The sequence below is a fragment of the Apilactobacillus timberlakei genome, assembly GCF_002993965.1.
GTDB lineage: Bacteria > Bacillota > Bacilli > Lactobacillales > Lactobacillaceae > Apilactobacillus > Apilactobacillus timberlakei.
Genome location: NZ_POST01000011.1, coordinates 1 through 17,150 on the forward strand (window position 1 = coordinate 1; position 17,150 = coordinate 17,150).

Sequence of the window (17,150 nt, forward strand, 5' to 3'; positions counted from 1 at the left end):
TGGAATGAGCTGGGATAGATCAGTATCAATGTTAATGATGTTGAATTTTAATTATTGGGGCAGTAAGCCTAAGAATAATGAAGATGATTAAATGGAAATTAATGGTTATATAGTTGGCTTTGAAAATGGCATTATACAGTTAAAAGTAGATAAGCTAACTGATGAATTAATCAGATTCATAAAAGCAAACTTGGGAAGCCAAGTAGAACTTAATATTGATGATGGAAGACATATCACTAAAGATCAGCGAAATAAGGCGTGGGCAATGATGAGTGATATTAGTGATTACACAGGCTATTCACTTATTGAAGTAGAAGAGCGTATGAAAGTTAGATTCTTATGTACTAGACGCCATCCTAAATGGTTCTCATTAAGTAATTGTGGAATTAATATGGCTAAAGTGTTTATCGATTTTTTAATCGCATATTGCTTAAAAGAAGAAATTCCATTTACTACTAAAGTATTTGATGAAATTCAACATTCATATGCTTTAAGAATAAGATTAATTAAACATAGATTGTGTTATGTATGTGGAAAGCCACATGCAGATGTCGACCATTTCAATACTATTGGAAGTGGAAGGAATAGGCGACACGTAAATCAGATTGGTATGTATGCATGGAGTGTTTGTCGTAAGCATCACACAGAACGCCACAAGATAGGTGTTAAGTCATTTGCTAAGAAGTATCAAATTAAGCCAGTGAAGCTAACCAGGGAATTAATTGAAGAATTGAATTTGAGTGATAAAGGAGCGATTGAAGATGAAGTACCTAACAAATGATGATTTAGCTCACCTGCTGCATGACCATGTGCAATGTAAGCATGAGTTTGGCTCAATTCCAGATGCAAATTTAGCTGTTAAGGTCATCGAGGAGTCAAACTTTGATTTTAAAGTGATAGCAGCGTTTTATGAAGATATAGCTCACTTAGACGATGCACTTGATAAAGTAAGTGCCAGCAAGATTAAGCAAATTATAAAAACACATGATGATGAAATTAGTGGATTGAATGATGATTTTTATATTTAGGAGTGATATGTATGAAAGATGAACGCATTGAACAAGCAATTTTAATTTTAGATGAATATCAAAAGCAACATAAGATTGAAAAGCAGCGTAAATTAGCAATCAGTGCAGTTGAATATACTGGTATGCCTAGTGGTTCAAATAAAGGCAACCCATCAGAAAACAAAGTAGTTAGTGGGATTAGTGCTACTCAATTCTGTGAGACTGTTAGGGCAACGGTTAATAGTTTAGATTCTCAATTATATACAACAATTATTAATCGCAGATATTTAAATGGTGAGTTGTGTCATTCTATTTATAACGATGTAGGATTATCTGAGCCAACATTCTTTAGAAAACAGAACAAGGCATTACTTAATTTTTATGAAATGTGTCCATTAATTGTTAATAAAAAAATGATAGCAAATTGATAGTAATTTGATAGCTCAAGGATAGTGAAACGGTGTATATTTGGTATAGTGAAATAATTGTATAGAGCAGTTATTTCACTCTTGTCTTACCAATGTTTAGACCAATATGTGTTCACTTAGTGAATACTCCTTTTTTATAATTCAAAAAAACTAAGGCACGCAACTATGGTTAGTCTTAAATTGGAGTTCGATTCTCCTTTTGCGTATGTGTATCGCAAATTAACTCCGTGTTAATTGTGTATGGTGGGGTATAACTCAACTAGGTAGAGTGGAGCTGTTAAGAGCAGCTTATGTATCGGTTCGATTCCGATTGCCCCAATTAGCTTATGGCTAACATGTGTGGAAAGCATGTAAAACTGTCCGTCCATCGGACAAAAAATGTACTTTTTATTTTCAGGGGAACATGCCTAGGCTCTCAAAAAGCAACGAATTTTGATGCTAGGTGGTGTTTTTCTTGGTAGATAGCTCAGTGGTAGAGCATAAACAGGCACTGGTTCGATTCCAGTTCTACCAGTTGCCGTATGGCAAAATACAAATAGAAAGTTAATCCAGAGAACTATTTGTATTTCATTAACAATTTATCGAAAGCAGTTACAGAGATGTAGCTGCTTTTTTAATACATAAAAATAATTAAGGAGCAAACCAATGAAAAGAATGTTTAATGGTTATGTATCCGCTAGGAGGTATGAAGATAGTATGTGTGGCAGAATTGATAAGCAACAAGCTGAAAAAGCTAAGAGAATGAAACGTGCTGAAATTAAAAGCCAATTAACTGATTACGGATTAAACCACTTAGGTATTGGGAAAACACAAAATATTCAAGAAAAGGCGCATGTTTATCATAAATTCATTGATTTATTGAATGAGATGCGTGTAGATACACAAAAGGAGCTGAACAAGTATGAAGTTAAATGATGAATTAGACTTTTTAAAGAAAAATATTTTTAGTGTTGAAGAATTGAAAGGTTACTACAAGGTAGCAGCTATGTTAAACATTAGTGCCGATAACTATGACAATGCATCTGTTTATTTGAGTGAACTACACAATATAAACAATCCGATTGAAGGTGGTTCTATGCCAAGTAGCACTACTAAAGTTCCAGATAGAAAGATTACAGCAGATGAAGTTAAAACTGTGGTTGCTAAGCTAAATGCTACTGAGAGAACACAACCACTTACTGTTGATGAAGTAATCAATGCTATTGATCCCGATTTAACTGGTAATCAAGATTTAAGAAATCTAGTTGCAAATGTATTAGCCAATAAGTAGTTACTTTAACGGAATGATTATAAAATAAAAAGCCCATTAATTAGGGCTAATTATTATTTACGTCTTGTAGAACGTTTGTAACCAGGTTGCTTTCTAGATGGACGAACAGTTACAGTCTTTGGACCTGGCTTATGTGGATGAGCAGGATAGTTTCTATGCTCTTGAGTCATAATTATCACCTCCACATATAATTATAGTTTTGGTAAGGAGTGACTACAATTAATTTAGATAATAAGCATATAAATATTATGGGTATAGATTTTAAAATATCTATAGTTAAGAACTTGTTCGAAGGAACTAATAAAGTCTTAGGTTTTAGTGATTATGCAAATAGTGTCATTAAACTTGAATCTAATCAAGATAAACAAAACAAACTTCAAACTTTGGTTCATGAAATAACACATATCATCTTATGGAATACAGGATATGATGACTTAAATGCCAATGAACAATTAATTGTGGCATTTGGTAATGTTTTATATCAAGTTCTTAAAGATAATAACTTAAGTGAGATTGTAGAAAGCAAATAACACATTATGGTATTCAAGTGGGATCGTTTCCCGCTATGTGTATAAACAAAAAACCTACCTATTATATAGGCGATTAAAAGTGAGGTGTGTGTATGTAGAATGGAAGCTAATGAGAATATAGACAAAGCTAAAGAAGATTATTTAGCTGGTATGAAGTATAAAGATATTGCAAGTAAGTATGATGTATCTTTATCTACTGTTAAATCATGGAAAACTAGATATAAATGGACTCGTAAAAAAGGTATGCAGACAAAACAAAAAAGTACGCGTACAAAATCAAAAAGTATGCATACAAAAAAAGTTGCAAAAATAATTAGTGAAAATGATGATACTAACGAGCATCAAAAACAGTTTTGTTTATTGTATTTACAATCATTCAACGCAACTCGAGCGTATCAAGATGCTTACGGTTGCAGTTATGAAACAGCAATGACAAATGGACCAGCTTTACTCAGAAATACTCAGATAAAGCAACTTATTCAAAAATGTCATGAAGAAATAAGTATGGACGTCATTGCAACCAAAACAGATGCAATTAACTCAATGCTGAAAATATCTAAATCTCGCATTGGTGACTTCGTTAAAGTTGTCACTCAAAAAGTAATTGATCCAGACGTTCTAAATGCAGATGGTACACCTCATACATACTGCACTGTTCAAGTGATCCCTAAAGACATAAATAATATGGATACAAGCTTGATTAAATCAATCAGTAGTGGTCGAGATGGTTTTAAATTAGATTTATTTGATAAGAATGCCATTTTAAAAGAGCTGCTTAAAGTATTGCCTGAAGGTAAAACGAATGCCAAAGACGACCCAGTTATAAAAGCTGTACGACAAGCCGCTGAAACTGGTGAAGGTAAGATTGATGCAAATGATATTGAGGAGTAATGTTATATTTTTTAGACTCATATAATGTAAATAATTGTTTGGTGAGTTAAAATTATAAATATAAGGAGTTGGTTATTTGACTTTAATTAATGAAATATCCCCAACACTGCTATCTATTGTTTTACTTCCCGTTTTGCTTGTAATTTCTTTTTATTTATTTATGGAAAATGCATTTTATATTTTTGCTAAACCTGAAACAATCAAGCGTAATTTAATGAATAAGTCTATTAATGAAAGAATGTATATTTATGAGGAGAAAGTTAAAGATAGAATATTATACTATAACTCTGTAAGCGTAGCTTTTATTATAAATGGTTCATTTTTTACTTGTATGTATGTAGTTGCTAATAATGAATCTATTAAGATTTATTCTTCAGGAAAATTAGAATCATATTTTTATATTGCATTTTATATTTTTATTACGTCAATAATTGTTCAGTTTATAAGAAAATATGTAAGGAAAAAATTGTTTATAATTTTTCATGACAACTTTAATTTAGATAATTTTCGTTTAAAATAGACTTTGTGAAACTACTTCACAAACGTCCAATTCACAAAGATGTTTGTGAAAGTTGTATTTGACAAATGAGAATGAGTTTTGCGTGTTGATTTAATAAGGTTTAATGAAACAGCTTCGGATAATAATGATTATGTTAATTAGAAACTTTTAACAAGCTATGAACGTTGTTATGTCAACGCTTACAGCAACATCAAAACACGAAAATAAGCCTTGTGATTAAGTTAAAAACAAGGTAATTTATAAATTGTAATCAAAATGTAATATTTATTAAGATATTCTATTAATTTAGGATGTCTTTTTTAGTGGGGGCATAAATATGAATTTATATTCAATAAATGCAGAATACAAGAATAACACTTTAAATGTTTCAGCACCCTTTAAATTTGCATTACCAGATAAGGGTCCTACTAAAGATGCTATTGTTAATAAAGTTCTTATGGATATAGCAATTGCGGTTAAGCCTTTTGCATTTTTCAGCGAAGCTTCAGATATCATGAGCTTACTAACATCAGATTCTGAAATAAAAATTGAAAATAATGAATTGACCTTAAAATATAAAGATCATGAAGGAACTTTTAAAATGAATGGTGATTCATGGTATATGAAAGGCTATTAAGGCACTCAAAAGAGTGTCTTTTTTAGTACAAAAATTTAGGATCTAACTTTTTAAGTATGTACTTTTTTCTGTAAGAATAATAACCTATTATATAGGAGGAATTACATATATGGAAATTTTGTCAGGAATTATAGGAGTCTTATTAACCTTATTTATATCTCCCATTTTTACAAGAAAAAATAATGAACAGAACTCATTGCATAGCGAGTCTGTTTGGAGAGAAAAGTTGTTTAATCTTTCTTGTAATACATCGATTAATGCTAGAGATTTAGAACTATTTAGAACATTTTTAAGTGCTACTAGAGGAATAGAAAATCAATATTTTGATAGGAAAAAATATCCCTTAGATTTTAGAATGAATGAAAGAAAACAAGACTTAGATGATACTTGTTTACATTACTACTACTTTTTAAAGAATAAATACTCTTATGAATTGGACCGAAATATGTGTATAAAAACATATAAATATACTTTTATATTTAATCAACTTTGTAGACTCTTACTTAAATCTGATTGGAATAAAAGAATAACAAGTTCAGAACCATTTCACTTTTTGCAATGTATAGAAAGATATACAGAAATGGAAATAAAAGCTATTCTAATTATAAATAATAATATGTCTAAATTAGAAATTAAGAACTTGAAATTATCTAGTATGTGAGCAAAATATTATGAGTATAAATAAAACGAAAATTTCTTTTATTCTTTTTGCCTTGTTTGATTTTTTTATTATAATTTTTTTAGTAATTCATTATTTATTTTCTGAATATAATTTTATATTAAATAACAATATTATAATAAATAATTTATTTGTTCTTTTCATTTACTTATCGTTTTTAGTTTTTATTTTCTTGATATTAAACTATTTATTATGTAAAATATTTTCCTCAAATAATATAAAAGAAATTTTGACCTATGTTTTTAAAGTTAGTTATAAGTTAATCAATTACACATTTTTTATTTCTTTATTTATATTTATCATAATAATATATTATCTTTTAATGAAATATAACTAGAACTCCTTGTGAGTTCTTTTTTTATACATAAAATTAATTAAAGGTGGTGAGATAACATGGCAGTAATGGATTTAAAACCGCCAAGTTGGAAACAATTGTTCCTAATTGGCTGGTGGACAATGGATAGATATAAGAATAAAACTGCAATAATCGGTGATGGATCTGTTCGTACTGGTAAAACTTTCTGGATGGGACAAGGTTTTGTTTATTGGTCCATGACAGAGTTTGATGAGACTAACTTCTTAATGGCTGGTAAAACAATTCAATCACTTGAACGTAATGTTATCTCACCGTTGATATCATTGCTTACTGAACGTGGTTATAGGATTAAATATCTAAAACAAGAAAAGAAAATGACTATCAACTATGGTGGCCATACTAATTATTATTATCTATTCGGCGGTAAAGACGAAAGTAGCCAAGATCTCGTTCAAGGAATTACCGTAGCTGGCTGTTACTTTGATGAAGTTGCTATTCAAGCGGAATCATTTGTTAATCAAGCCACGTTACGTGCTTTAACTTATCCCAATAGAAAATATTGGTTCAACTGTAACCCTAAAGGTCCATATCACTGGTTCAAAAAGCAATGGATTGATGATTTAGGAAGACAAAACGCCATTAGAATTAAATTTAATATGTATGATAATCCAATCCTTTCTAATGAAGATATTGAGAATATCAAAGGTCGCTATCAAGGCATGTTTAGAAAACGATACATTGATGGTGATTGGGTAATGGCAGAGGGCCTTGTATATAGTAATTTTAATAAGAAAACGATGATTCATGATTATCCACCTATCAATGAAATAACTAACTACTATGTAAGCTGTGACTTTGGTGCACAAAACCCCACAGCTTTTTTATTATGGGGAAATTACAACAATACATGGCCATGCTTAAAGCAATATTACTATGATGGTCGCCATGAACAGCATGATAAAAGTATTACTGAATATGCTAATGATTTAGATACTTTTTTAGGTGATTTAGCTAGAAAAGCACCAATTATATTGGATCCATCTGCTAAAGCCTTTGCTATTGAATTAGAGCAACGTGGTTATACAGTTATTCCAGCTAATAATGATGTTTTAGATGGTATTCGTGAAGTTCAGAATGCTATGAATAATGGCTTAATTTGGTACACACCTAATTTACCAGATTTCTTTAGAGAAAAGACTAGTTATGCATGGAATACTAAATTAGCTGAAAAGGGTATCGACAAAGTAATTAAAAAGCATGACCATTTGCAAGATGCTGAACGCTATTTTGTGATGTTCTTAGTAACTGTATTGCTAGATAGACAAGATGAAGATGGCGGAATTCAATTCGGAATGAGATAGGAGATGATAAAAATGGACTTTAATATTGATGATAATGAACACTTTAATATGCAGGATTTTATGCTACCAGGTACGCCAATAAATTCTAATGTAAATATTGCGGATTCATTTACCAATAGTGGAAAAATGAAGCTTGGTGGCAATGCTTACATTGATGATAATGATGTGTTCATATATCCAAAAGAAATGAATATAACTGGGAATATGGACGATTTATATACCATTATTAATTATCATGAACAATTTATTTTGCCTAAGTATCAAATGAAGTCTATGTATTACAAAGGTAGACATGATCGTATTATTGAAAAAGATGATGCACCTAAAGGTAAACCTGATAGTCGCTTGATTATTAACTTTCCTAAGAAACTTATTGATACTTTCAATGGTTTCTGTAATTTCGGTAAAGTTCAAGTTTCTGATACTAACAACAATAATGAAATTAATAACACCATTCAACAATGGCTAGAAAAATCTGATTTTGATGATTTAATTACAGAATTATCTAAGTTATCTGATATTTATGGTCGTGCATACTTATATGTATTTGATAATGGCCAGGATATTGAAATTGCTCCATGTTCTCCTATGGATACCATTGTTGTCTATGATGATACTGTTAAACATAATCCGATGTTTGCTATTCGCTATTCAAATGGCAACAATGGTTATTCTGGAACTGTCATTACTCCAGCTAATGATTATACTTTTGATACTAACAATACAGTTGGAAGCGCAGGTAAGAATCTAAAAGTAGATAGCTCATCAGATAAAGGCATTGGTATTTCTAATACGCATGATAATTTTCCATTCTTGCCAGTATTAGAACTAAAAGACAACGAAGAACGAATAGGCTTGATGGATGATGTCATTAATCTAGTGGATAGTGTAAATGAAACCATATCCAACAAAACAAATGATACTGATTCATTCAAAAATAGTTATTTATTTGTTTCTGGAACAAAGATGGATAGTGATCAGGTTACCGACATGAATCAACATAATTTTATTAATTTATATCCAACATCTGGTTCTCCATGGAAATATGATGGGCAAAATGGCGTAATTAGTCCTTCAGTTTCATTTATCAGCCCAACTCCTAATGATGAAATGCAGGAAAACACTTTAAATCGGAATATTGATTTAATTTATCAAATCTCGCAAATAGTTGATATGAATGACAGCAAACTAGGCTCTAATATGAGTAATATTTCTGGAACTGCATTATTTCAACGCTATCAAACCATGCAATCTAAGGCTAATACTAAGGCTAAGAAATTGAAATCATTGCTTAGGCAGCTATTTAGCATCTTATTTGCTTACAAGCATATTAGCGAAGATGCATATGCACTTAGCTATTCATTCAACTTTAACGTTCCACATAATGTAATTGAAGAAACGCAAGCATTTTCTAATGTATTTGGGAAAATCCCTAATGAAAATTCTGTTCAATATCTAAAATCATTGTCTAATAAGCAGGAAATTATTCAAAAAATGCAACAAATGAAGGAACAATCTCAACAAGTCACTGCTAACGCGTCCGACAAAGCAATTTCAGACAATAAAGGTGATAAGTAATGCTACAAGCCAATATAGGACGCGCTAAAAAGCGCATTCAATCACTAATCGACCAGGATAATGATAGTGATAAACAGCTAAATGAATATTATGCCGAATGTATGGTGTTCATTAAAGCTAATTTGATGACCTTCTATGCTAAATATGCCAAAGATAACCAGTTATCTGTTTCCGAAGTTGGTCAAAGTGCAAGTAGTTGGGATACTCAACAATGGATTAATGCAATTAAGCAAGTCAATATGAAAAATTGGCCAGATGAAGCAATTAATAGAGTAAAAGCTTATGGTCACATTGCTGGAATTAGTACATTGCATACAATCGAAGCATTAATGGCATTAGGGATAATTAAAATGACTGTTAAAAATCAAAATATCATTTCTGATCGCATAACCAAAGATGGCAATGACCAAATTAAAATTATTGAAAGCATGGTTAAAACTAATCCTAGTGCTGATAAGAAGGCTACATCAATCATTACTCAGCAATCTACGCATGATATATGGAGTAAAAATTTATGGATTGATTCGGATTCATTAGCAAATGATATTCAAACATTAGTCAATAAGCATTTAAAGCATGGAATGAGTATCAATAATTTAGATGATATTTTAGAAACACACGCTAACAAGAATCAGTTTAAACCAACCAAATACGTTGGTGACAGAGTTAAACAAATGGAGTTTAATGCTAGAAGAATTGTTAGAACTGAAAGCAGTCGTTTGATTGACCAGGTCAACACGGTCACCTACTCAATGAGCGGTATTACTGATGTTGATGTAGTTAATCAACCAGGTGCATGTCAAAAGTGTATTGGCTTAGCTGGAACTTACAAAATAGATAACGCTCCAAGCATACCTGATTCAAGCCATCCAAATTGCCGTTGCTACAAAATTCCCAGTGGTGATTCACATAGTCGATTAATAACAGTAAATAGAATATTTTAGCTCACACAAATGTKTGGGCTTTTTTAATACATAAATTTATGACCAATAAAGCTGAAGTCATTAAAAGCTGCTAAATAAATAATATTGAGGTGAAAATAATGGCTGAAGATGCAACTGAAACAACCGATGAAACAGTTGATAATAATCAAACTGAAACTCACGATGAACAAAAAAGTGAGTATGTTAAATCTTTAGAACGCCGTATTAACAATTTAGAAACTAAAAATAATAATAAGGCCGTTAACAAGGATACTAAAAAAGAAACTAAAGATAATAACGACAATGTTGATTCCACTAAGTATGTTTCTATTGATGAATATAACGAATTAAAAGAAAAAATTGGTAATTTAGAAAATAAAGACCAGGTCAAATCTATTAAGAGTGATATTCAATCTAAAGCAAAAGAAGATGGCATCAAATTAACTGCTAATGACTTAAAATTTATCGTTACTAAAGATGCAGACACATCTAACAGCAAATATGAATACATCAAGAAATTAAAAGCAGATTCTAAACCAGCAGATAAAGATTTGCCTAAAGATACTAAACGTAAGCCAAAAGAAAATATTGGTTCTACATTAGCCAAAAGTCTTCCTAAGCAGGACCTATCTTACTGGATTAAAAACTAAGGAGTGAAAATATGAAAAATTATTCAGATTCTAAAAATATCTTAATCAAACCTGAAGATGCTTTTGCTAAATCTATTGTTGCTGATGGCTCAAACATTTCAGCTGATACAGATGGCAACAAATATTTACTAGCTGGTCAATTAATGGGCGCAAACAAAGATATTGCATTAAATGATGATGCAATTGCTCAACCTGTAAGCGATCCAAAACAAGCACAAGGGATTTTAAGAAATGATTATAACTTTAAAGATGGTAAACAATATGTATCTATTGTCACAAATGGATACATTAATATTGCTCAAATGAGTGATAGTGTTAAGCCATTTTATACAGCAGATGTAGTTGACGCTTTAAAGGCACAACTACCAGGTGTTCATTTCGTAAATAATGCTACTAAATAAGGAGGAATTTAACAAATGACAAACACAATTCAAGACTTAGACAGTCCTAACGCAATCATTGGATATTGGAATGATAACCCTAATAATCAAAACAGCCCAATGCTATCTAAGCAATTATTCGATGATGAATATCAACAAGGTGATACCATTACAGCATACTTTGATTCAGATCAACCAGACGAAGGCTTAACCGAAGTTGCCTATGATACTAATGTTTCATACAAAGGCAATGTTGGTTTTAAAACTGATTCATACAATATGATGAAATTTAAGAACGCCAAATTAATGAATGAAGAAAGACATGCGCGTATCCAACAAGCACTATATAATAACCCTAATTCAGGTGCCGCTACTTCTATTGGGCAAACTCAACTAAGAGATGCTGCAACATTATTAAGAGACGCATACTACAATCGTGAATTAATGGCTTTACAAGCTCTACAAACTGGTAAAATTGTTAGTTCTAAAACTGGTATTCGTGACTTTCATGTTCCAGAAGAACATATTGTTCAAACTAACACACCATGGGGAAATAAAGATTCAAGTGCAATTCAAGATATTAAAGATGGAATTAAGAAAATGCGTAACGATAATGCGACTTCCATTACTTATGCATTAATGAACTCAAACACTTTTGATAAATTAGCTAAATCTGGCGATTTACTACAATCAATTGGTATTGGTAAGTTATCAAATAACTTTGCCATTCCGGCTTCAACTGTATCTAATCAATTTTCACAACTCACTGGGTTAACCATCTTAACTTATGATACAAGCAATCTTTTAGCAGATGACACTGTAATTCTATTGCCTAGTGGTTCATTAGGTCGTATGGGTTGGGGAGATACAGCAGAATCAATGGGCAATCTAGATGGTCAATCTGGCGCTCAAGTTTCTAGAACAGCCGATGGAATTACATTAGTTACTTATCGTCAAATTGATCCAGTAGGTACTAATGTTAAGGTTTCTGATAAATCATTACCTTCACTAGATAAATCTCAAAATATCTACATTATGCATGTTGGTGAAGATACTTCTAAGACAACTGGCAGTTCAAATGGCTCTAACTCTAATTCATCTTCAAACACAACAGGAAAGGCAAGTGGTAAATAATGCAATACGTAGTTCAAAAAAATGACGATGAAGCTACCTTAGCAACTACTCATCATGTTTCAGTAGGAAACTTGCGTAAAGCCAATGAATTACTACCACAACCATATTTGGTTGAAGGCAGAACTATCGAAATTCCTACTGATGATAAACCAAATGATTCTCAAAATAGCAATAATACATCTGATAATCAAAATCATTCTGGTGTAGAAACTTTTGATCCTAATAAAAAGCCTACTAACTAGGAGGTGTCAATATGGACGCTGAATTAATGCAAAAGGTTCAAGATAATTTAAAAACCAATTATGCTGAACTCTTTGATGATTCTGGTGCTGAAGATAAATTAAATTTCATCATAACTCGTGCATATACCAAATGTCGTCAATATAAGGATAAAGTTAGCAATGATGAACTAATCATGCTACTTACCTTATACTCAGCTTATCTGCTGAAAAATAATCAATCTGCTGACGGTAGTGTTACCACTGCTAAAGCTGATATTTTTCAAGCTCAATTTAGTTCTAACTCACAGGGCAGTAATAATTACTTAAGTGATTTTATGGACCTTTTAAATGACTTAGGACTATCTGAAAATGATTGGAAGATTCAAATTGGCTGATGATTTTGATAATTTAACACCAGGATTAAAAGAGCTAAATCATTTAGATGATTCTAAGCACACTTTATATGTTGGGGTTATTCATGCTACTGGTGATCGTACAGTTGAGTACAATCAAATGATTGCTGAAGTACAGAATAATGGTGCTACGATTAATCCAGTTAATGGAAAATATCTTACTTTGCCAATGCCTATCGCAGGCAAAAGGCACGCTCGTGAGATTAATGGACTGTTTTTCCATATGAGTAAGAATGGCACGCCTACGCTGGCTAAGAACGAAAATGGCAAGCTAGTAATATACTTTATCTTAAAGCTGCAAGTTAAAATACCTGCTAGACCGTTCATTTCACTTACTCAAGAGAAGTGTTTAGATTTAGCTGAACCAATTTTACATGAAGGTGTTGTTGATATTCTTTTAGGTGATTCAACTGCTGGCGAAGTGCTTACAAAAGTCGGTAAAACCATTGCTGTTCTTATGAAAAAACAAATGGCTGAAATGACTGCAACGCCTAATGCTCCAGCGACTGAACGCAATAAAGGATTTAACCATCCACTTTTTGATACTGGTGCGTTACAACGTTCAATTGATTGGGTGGTGGTTTAATGGTTGATAAAACATTAAAACGTAGAAGTATTACTGCTTACAACAAACTAGTTAGACTATATGGTGTTGAATTAGAATATGCTATATATCATGAAAATAGTGATTCTAGCCAATCATCTGATGAAAACTTTGGTGACATTGGTGATACAGATTCAAGTAATAACAATTATGATGATTGGCAAAAATCATCTAATGAGTTATTTGGTCCCACTGGTGCATCAGCTAGTAGTTCACTGGGTAATCAACTACAAATGCTAAGTGGTAGCACTGCGGAATCATATGATTATGAGTGGATATCAAAGTTAGATGTTCCGCTTAAAACCAAAGTAAAATACAAAGACAAAATTATAAAAGTGAAGAAGAAAGCTGACTATGACGACATGGTTGGCTTTTTTGTTTACCAACTTACAGATAGGAGTGACGACAATGTACAGCGCTAAAACATTCAATTGGGGCGCATTCTATGGACAATTGCGCCACACTATCGAAGATATAACTGGATTTGATGGTGAACATGTTCTTATGGACTACTCAGATAAAATTCCATTGGTTCTAGGAATAAAGAAATAGCAGATTATTTAATTCAAATTAACTGCTATTCCACTAATGGTAACGACACTATGCAAATGGCTGATGATATCGCAACTCTGCTATTTGATCCGTTATATAAATCTAAATTTCACCAATATGGTGTAGTAATCAACGATATTAATAACTCAACTGGAGCAGTTAACGACTTCTCTAACTTGTTTAATGTCAATACTTCCACGATTACCTTAAAAATTACTGCTTATCGTAATTATGCAAGCAAAATTAACAAGATTAATAGCGTTGATACTGCTAATACAAAATAGGAGGTTTCAAATTGGAAAAAATTAAAACAATGAGTCCAATCAAGATTGATACTAGCTATGCTAGACCAGTCTTAGATGCTGGAATGGCCGGCATCATGTTAATCAATCCAACTGACCATGAAGGACTACAAAATTATCATGGACTCGCAGAAGTAATTAAAGACTATTCGTTAGGTTCAGCTGTGTACAGTCAAGCTACTGCTTACTTTAACAATGAAAATTCACCATTGTTCCAGGTTACCAGTTACAAGGTTGGTGACGGTAATTCATTAACTTCTGTTATGAATAAATACTACTACTCAGGGGCGCAATACTTCTTAGTTCATATGAGCATTGATGATAAGAATTTATCAGACATTGCTGCTATTTCTAACTTTGTTGAAGCACAAGACAACAAAGAATTAATTGTCGATTTAACTTACTCAGATGTAACTAAATTACCTGCTGCAGTTAGTGGATTGAACATTGATAACAATAAAGCAACATTAATTATGGCCAAAAACTTAATTAATGGAACCGATGAATTTCAAGGTGCTCACTTCTTATCTACTTATGCCAATGCTGGCTTAGGTACTGATGCTGCTTTAGTCAATAATCTAGATGGTGTTACTCCACAAGACAAGTATGAATTTGGTGCTAATGAATTAGAAAAATACTTTGTACCTAATAAGATTGCTACTTATGCATGGCGTGGTGGTACACCAATGATGACTAGTGGAGTAAGTCAATCTGGTGATCAATTTCAAGCTATGGTTGTCCGTGATGCCATCACTAATGAAATTACCAGTTCATTGAACAATGTAATTTTACAAAATAATGGTCGTATTACTTACGACAACACTGGTATTAAACTATTCGAAAATTCCATTTATGGTGTATTAAACGAATATGCCACTCGTGGATTTATTGAAACACAATTTGATGTTCATTCTGTTGATGCAAACAACATTTCAGAAAGCAAAAAAGCCTCTGGTCGTTTAACTGGTATGAATTGGAAGTACACACCTAAGTTCACTATTGATGATGCTTCATTCAGTCAAACCGTTGTTCTACCAGAAGTATTATAAGGAGGAATTATACATGACAAGTTTAACTCAAACTGCTCAAGACCATACATGGGATATTGCAGATGTGATTATTGAAATTGATGGTGTTGCTTTAGATTTAGCAACTACTGGTGATTTATTTACCTGTTCATTTGATCAAGACAATATCACAATTTCAGTTGATGTTTGGGGTAATGGTATGCGAGTAATTAATCATAATGCAGAAGCAACTATTACCGTAAATTCTAGTCGTATGTCTAATATGTGGAGAAAGTTCTTAAAAAATGAAAACAATGAACGTTTAGCTGAACATAAAATTAATATTTTAACTCCCATGGAACGTATTACTAGTTCAAGTGCTTCATTTATTAAGATTCCAGATTTAAATGCTGGTAATGAAGCTCCAACAGTTGCTATGCAATTCAAGTGTATTCGTGCTGATGCCGCGGCTGCTTAATATAAGAATCAATCAATTACTATAAATAATAAATTTTAAGAAAGAGGTTATAAATTATGGCTGAATTTACAGAACAAAAAGAAGAAAACAAGGATTTACAAGGCGGTCAACCAGCAAACAACGAAGGAGAAAATCCCGTTAAAGCTGATGGCGAAAACAAAGATGGTGGCACAACACCAGTAATCACTAATAGTAATGCTACTTTAGACCAACGTACATCAGTAAAAGATATTGATGACCGTACTCGTGAAATTTCAATCACTGAAAAGAATGGTACTACCATTTCTGCTCAAATGACTGCGCCTGGCWTAAAACAAGGTGATTATATTGATTCTATGCGCCAAGTGGTTATTCCAGATGGTGACACTGGTACAGGTGCTGTTCGTTTTACTCCAGTTAACTTTCACGAAGCATTATTTGGTATCTTTGGTACTAACTCAGTTAAGGTGAATGGCAAGCCCGCTGGTGAAGCTATCTCATGGGAATTCTTTGATAAACATTCTCGTGAAGCATTTACATGGATGATGGATCAAGCTGACACGTTTCTTGGCGATTTGTCTTAAACCTATATCTAATCGTGCAATTGAACACTATTTAAAGGAAGATGGGAACGCCAACATTGCATGGAATGCCTTTATCAACGGATATGCGAATATTCCATTTGCAGATGTAATGAATATGACCGCTCCTGAATTGTCTATATACGTTTATGCCATGAATAAACGTAATAAGAATCAATATGATTTATATAGCAATATGTTAGGAGGTGGATAGGTTGGCTGTATCACGTCAAGCAACAATTAAGATTCCAGTTAAGGTTAATCAGACCACGATTGATAAAGCAAATAAAGCAATAACTAAAATGACTGGCTCCGGTGGTAGTTTACAGAAAGCTATGGATAAGCTAAATGGTCAATTTGACAAGTTAGATAAAACCATTAACAACTTTTCTAAGAACTACAAAAACGGACTGGACGGTGTTATTGAATCAAATAAACAAGCAATCAAATCCAATAAAAAATTAACTGATCAAACCGTAGCTGGCCATAAACAAGTGCAAAAATCACTACAAAAGCTTGCTGATGATGATAAAAAGTTCACCGATTCATCTTCTAAACATGCACAACAACACACTCGTAATATGAATAGTGTTGCTAGGTCGTATGATCATGCTACTAGTCGTATTGACCGCATGAATAAAGCAGCTGATAAAGCTATTAATGTTGGTCGTTCCATGAGTTTAACTACTCTTGGTTTAGGTGCCTCACTAGTTAAAGGCTCTAATGATGC

27 protein-coding genes and 1 tRNA gene are annotated in these 17,150 nt (G+C 32.3%); all 28 read left to right on the forward strand.

Translation table 11 applies throughout. The features are described from left to right. The first annotated feature begins 91 nt into the window (after positions 1 to 91). Positions 92 to 781 carry a putative HNHc nuclease gene (locus tag C7N71_RS07765; protein ID WP_105988527.1) on the forward strand — a complete coding sequence of 230 codons (690 nt, stop codon included), beginning with the start codon at positions 92 to 94 and terminating at the stop codon, positions 779 to 781. Next, complete coding sequence (locus C7N71_RS07770; RefSeq protein ID WP_105988528.1) at positions 762 to 1,028, forward strand: hypothetical protein; 267 nt, start codon at positions 762 to 764, stop codon at positions 1,026 to 1,028. The genes C7N71_RS07765 and C7N71_RS07770 overlap by 20 nt, the downstream gene beginning before the upstream one ends. 11 nt (positions 1,029 to 1,039) lie before the next feature. Further along, on the forward strand, positions 1,040 to 1,435 hold the full coding sequence (locus C7N71_RS07775; protein WP_105988529.1) for a hypothetical protein: 396 nt from the start codon (positions 1,040 to 1,042) through the stop codon (positions 1,433 to 1,435). Between the two features lie 455 nt (positions 1,436 to 1,890). After that, a tRNA-OTHER gene (locus C7N71_RS07785) sits at positions 1,891 to 1,949 on the forward strand. A 131-nt stretch (positions 1,950 to 2,080) separates the two neighbouring features. Further along, a complete protein-coding gene (locus C7N71_RS07790) occupies positions 2,081 to 2,350 on the forward strand; it encodes a hypothetical protein (RefSeq protein ID WP_140921744.1) in 270 nt (89 codons plus the stop codon). After that, positions 2,337 to 2,705: a hypothetical protein gene (locus C7N71_RS07795; protein ID WP_105988531.1), complete on the forward strand. Its 369-nt coding sequence runs from the start codon at positions 2,337 to 2,339 to the stop codon at positions 2,703 to 2,705. Before C7N71_RS07790 ends, C7N71_RS07795 begins: the two co-directional genes overlap by 14 nt. Positions 2,706 to 2,953: 248 nt before the next feature. After that, positions 2,954 to 3,235: an ImmA/IrrE family metallo-endopeptidase gene (locus C7N71_RS07800; RefSeq protein WP_105988532.1), complete on the forward strand. Its 282-nt coding sequence runs from the start codon at positions 2,954 to 2,956 to the stop codon at positions 3,233 to 3,235. A gap of 99 nt (positions 3,236 to 3,334) precedes the next feature. After that, positions 3,335 to 4,126: a terminase small subunit gene (locus tag C7N71_RS07805; RefSeq protein WP_105988533.1), complete on the forward strand. Its 792-nt coding sequence runs from the start codon at positions 3,335 to 3,337 to the stop codon at positions 4,124 to 4,126. Positions 4,127 to 4,202: 76 nt separating this feature from the next. Beyond that, positions 4,203 to 4,646 carry a hypothetical protein gene (locus tag C7N71_RS07810; RefSeq protein ID WP_105988534.1) on the forward strand — a complete coding sequence of 148 codons (444 nt, stop codon included), beginning with the start codon at positions 4,203 to 4,205 and terminating at the stop codon, positions 4,644 to 4,646. 316 nt (positions 4,647 to 4,962) lie between these two features. Then, entirely contained in the window at positions 4,963 to 5,262 is a 300-nt protein-coding gene (locus tag C7N71_RS07815; protein ID WP_105988535.1) for a hypothetical protein, read from the forward strand. 109 nt (positions 5,263 to 5,371) lie between these two features. Further along, positions 5,372 to 5,923, forward strand: a complete 552-nt coding sequence (locus C7N71_RS07820) for a hypothetical protein (protein WP_105988536.1) — start codon at positions 5,372 to 5,374, stop codon at positions 5,921 to 5,923. 411 nt (positions 5,924 to 6,334) lie between these two features. After that, entirely contained in the window at positions 6,335 to 7,618 is a 1,284-nt protein-coding gene (locus tag C7N71_RS07825) for a PBSX family phage terminase large subunit (RefSeq protein ID WP_105988537.1), read from the forward strand. A 12-nt stretch (positions 7,619 to 7,630) separates the two neighbouring features. Beyond that, a complete protein-coding gene (locus tag C7N71_RS07830; protein WP_157944394.1) occupies positions 7,631 to 9,196 on the forward strand; it encodes a phage portal protein in 1,566 nt (521 codons plus the stop codon). Further along, a complete protein-coding gene (locus C7N71_RS07835) occupies positions 9,196 to 10,140 on the forward strand; it encodes a hypothetical protein (RefSeq protein ID WP_105988539.1) in 945 nt (314 codons plus the stop codon). The genes C7N71_RS07830 and C7N71_RS07835 overlap by 1 nt, the downstream gene beginning before the upstream one ends. A gap of 98 nt (positions 10,141 to 10,238) precedes the next feature. Then, positions 10,239 to 10,769 carry a hypothetical protein gene (locus C7N71_RS07840; protein ID WP_105988540.1) on the forward strand — a complete coding sequence of 177 codons (531 nt, stop codon included), beginning with the start codon at positions 10,239 to 10,241 and terminating at the stop codon, positions 10,767 to 10,769. Between the two features lie 11 nt (positions 10,770 to 10,780). Next, complete coding sequence (locus tag C7N71_RS07845) at positions 10,781 to 11,170, forward strand: hypothetical protein (RefSeq protein WP_105988541.1); 390 nt, start codon at positions 10,781 to 10,783, stop codon at positions 11,168 to 11,170. Positions 11,171 to 11,185: 15 nt separating this feature from the next. After that, entirely contained in the window at positions 11,186 to 12,283 is a 1,098-nt protein-coding gene (locus C7N71_RS07850; protein WP_105988542.1) for a major capsid protein, read from the forward strand. Beyond that, positions 12,283 to 12,525, forward strand: a complete 243-nt coding sequence (locus C7N71_RS07855; protein WP_105988543.1) for a LysM peptidoglycan-binding domain-containing protein — start codon at positions 12,283 to 12,285, stop codon at positions 12,523 to 12,525. The genes C7N71_RS07850 and C7N71_RS07855 overlap by 1 nt, the downstream gene beginning before the upstream one ends. Before the next feature lie 11 nt (positions 12,526 to 12,536). Beyond that, positions 12,537 to 12,899, forward strand: coding sequence for a hypothetical protein (locus tag C7N71_RS07860; protein ID WP_105988544.1), 363 nt, complete (start codon positions 12,537 to 12,539; stop codon positions 12,897 to 12,899). Next, positions 12,892 to 13,503 (forward strand): hypothetical protein, encoded by a 612-nt coding sequence (locus C7N71_RS07865; protein ID WP_105988545.1) that lies wholly within the window; start codon positions 12,892 to 12,894, stop codon positions 13,501 to 13,503. Before C7N71_RS07860 ends, C7N71_RS07865 begins: the two co-directional genes overlap by 8 nt. Then, entirely contained in the window at positions 13,503 to 13,943 is a 441-nt protein-coding gene (locus C7N71_RS07870; protein WP_105988546.1) for a hypothetical protein, read from the forward strand. Before C7N71_RS07865 ends, C7N71_RS07870 begins: the two co-directional genes overlap by 1 nt. After that, positions 13,930 to 14,073: a hypothetical protein gene (locus C7N71_RS08140; RefSeq protein ID WP_157944395.1), complete on the forward strand. Its 144-nt coding sequence runs from the start codon at positions 13,930 to 13,932 to the stop codon at positions 14,071 to 14,073. Before C7N71_RS07870 ends, C7N71_RS08140 begins: the two co-directional genes overlap by 14 nt. Positions 14,074 to 14,123: 50 nt before the next feature. Beyond that, the gene (locus C7N71_RS07875; protein ID WP_105988547.1) at positions 14,124 to 14,357 is read left to right on the forward strand and encodes a hypothetical protein; all 234 of its coding nucleotides are present in this window, start codon (positions 14,124 to 14,126) and stop codon (positions 14,355 to 14,357) included. Positions 14,358 to 14,368: 11 nt separating this feature from the next. Beyond that, positions 14,369 to 15,424 carry a hypothetical protein gene (locus C7N71_RS07880; protein WP_105988548.1) on the forward strand — a complete coding sequence of 352 codons (1,056 nt, stop codon included), beginning with the start codon at positions 14,369 to 14,371 and terminating at the stop codon, positions 15,422 to 15,424. Between the two features lie 13 nt (positions 15,425 to 15,437). Then, entirely contained in the window at positions 15,438 to 15,860 is a 423-nt protein-coding gene (locus tag C7N71_RS07885; RefSeq protein ID WP_105988549.1) for a hypothetical protein, read from the forward strand. A 56-nt stretch (positions 15,861 to 15,916) separates the two neighbouring features. Then, on the forward strand, positions 15,917 to 16,423 hold the full coding sequence (locus C7N71_RS07890) for a hypothetical protein (RefSeq protein WP_105988550.1): 507 nt from the start codon (positions 15,917 to 15,919) through the stop codon (positions 16,421 to 16,423). Continuing rightward, complete coding sequence (locus C7N71_RS07895) at positions 16,407 to 16,634, forward strand: hypothetical protein (RefSeq protein ID WP_105988551.1); 228 nt, start codon at positions 16,407 to 16,409, stop codon at positions 16,632 to 16,634. Before C7N71_RS07890 ends, C7N71_RS07895 begins: the two co-directional genes overlap by 17 nt. Before the next feature lies 1 nt (position 16,635). After that, positions 16,636 to 17,150: hypothetical protein (locus C7N71_RS07900; RefSeq protein WP_157944397.1), on the forward strand; the 515-nt coding region annotated here is incomplete at its 3' end.

Coding starts and splice junctions, on each gene's coding strand:
- C7N71_RS07765 (WP_105988527.1), top strand. CDS start 92: ATGGAAATTAATGGTTATATAGTTGGCTTTGAAAATGGCATTATACAG.
- C7N71_RS07770 (WP_105988528.1), top strand. CDS start 762: ATGAAGTACCTAACAAATGATGATTTAGCTCACCTGCTGCATGACCAT.
- C7N71_RS07775 (WP_105988529.1), top strand. CDS start 1,040: ATGAAAGATGAACGCATTGAACAAGCAATTTTAATTTTAGATGAATAT.
- C7N71_RS07790 (WP_140921744.1), top strand. CDS start 2,081: ATGAAAAGAATGTTTAATGGTTATGTATCCGCTAGGAGGTATGAAGAT.
- C7N71_RS07795 (WP_105988531.1), top strand. CDS start 2,337: ATGAAGTTAAATGATGAATTAGACTTTTTAAAGAAAAATATTTTTAGT.
- C7N71_RS07800 (WP_105988532.1), top strand. CDS start 2,954: ATGGGTATAGATTTTAAAATATCTATAGTTAAGAACTTGTTCGAAGGA.
- C7N71_RS07805 (WP_105988533.1), top strand. CDS start 3,335: ATGGAAGCTAATGAGAATATAGACAAAGCTAAAGAAGATTATTTAGCT.
- C7N71_RS07815 (WP_105988535.1), top strand. CDS start 4,963: ATGAATTTATATTCAATAAATGCAGAATACAAGAATAACACTTTAAAT.
- C7N71_RS07820 (WP_105988536.1), top strand. CDS start 5,372: ATGGAAATTTTGTCAGGAATTATAGGAGTCTTATTAACCTTATTTATA.
- C7N71_RS07825 (WP_105988537.1), top strand. CDS start 6,335: ATGGCAGTAATGGATTTAAAACCGCCAAGTTGGAAACAATTGTTCCTA.
- C7N71_RS07830 (WP_157944394.1), top strand. CDS start 7,631: ATGGACTTTAATATTGATGATAATGAACACTTTAATATGCAGGATTTT.
- C7N71_RS07835 (WP_105988539.1), top strand. CDS start 9,196: ATGCTACAAGCCAATATAGGACGCGCTAAAAAGCGCATTCAATCACTA.
- C7N71_RS07840 (WP_105988540.1), top strand. CDS start 10,239: ATGGCTGAAGATGCAACTGAAACAACCGATGAAACAGTTGATAATAAT.
- C7N71_RS07845 (WP_105988541.1), top strand. CDS start 10,781: ATGAAAAATTATTCAGATTCTAAAAATATCTTAATCAAACCTGAAGAT.
- C7N71_RS07850 (WP_105988542.1), top strand. CDS start 11,186: ATGACAAACACAATTCAAGACTTAGACAGTCCTAACGCAATCATTGGA.
- C7N71_RS07855 (WP_105988543.1), top strand. CDS start 12,283: ATGCAATACGTAGTTCAAAAAAATGACGATGAAGCTACCTTAGCAACT.
- C7N71_RS07860 (WP_105988544.1), top strand. CDS start 12,537: ATGGACGCTGAATTAATGCAAAAGGTTCAAGATAATTTAAAAACCAAT.
- C7N71_RS07870 (WP_105988546.1), top strand. CDS start 13,503: ATGGTTGATAAAACATTAAAACGTAGAAGTATTACTGCTTACAACAAA.
- C7N71_RS08140 (WP_157944395.1), top strand. CDS start 13,930: ATGTACAGCGCTAAAACATTCAATTGGGGCGCATTCTATGGACAATTG.
- C7N71_RS07875 (WP_105988547.1), top strand. CDS start 14,124: ATGCAAATGGCTGATGATATCGCAACTCTGCTATTTGATCCGTTATAT.
- C7N71_RS07885 (WP_105988549.1), top strand. CDS start 15,438: ATGACAAGTTTAACTCAAACTGCTCAAGACCATACATGGGATATTGCA.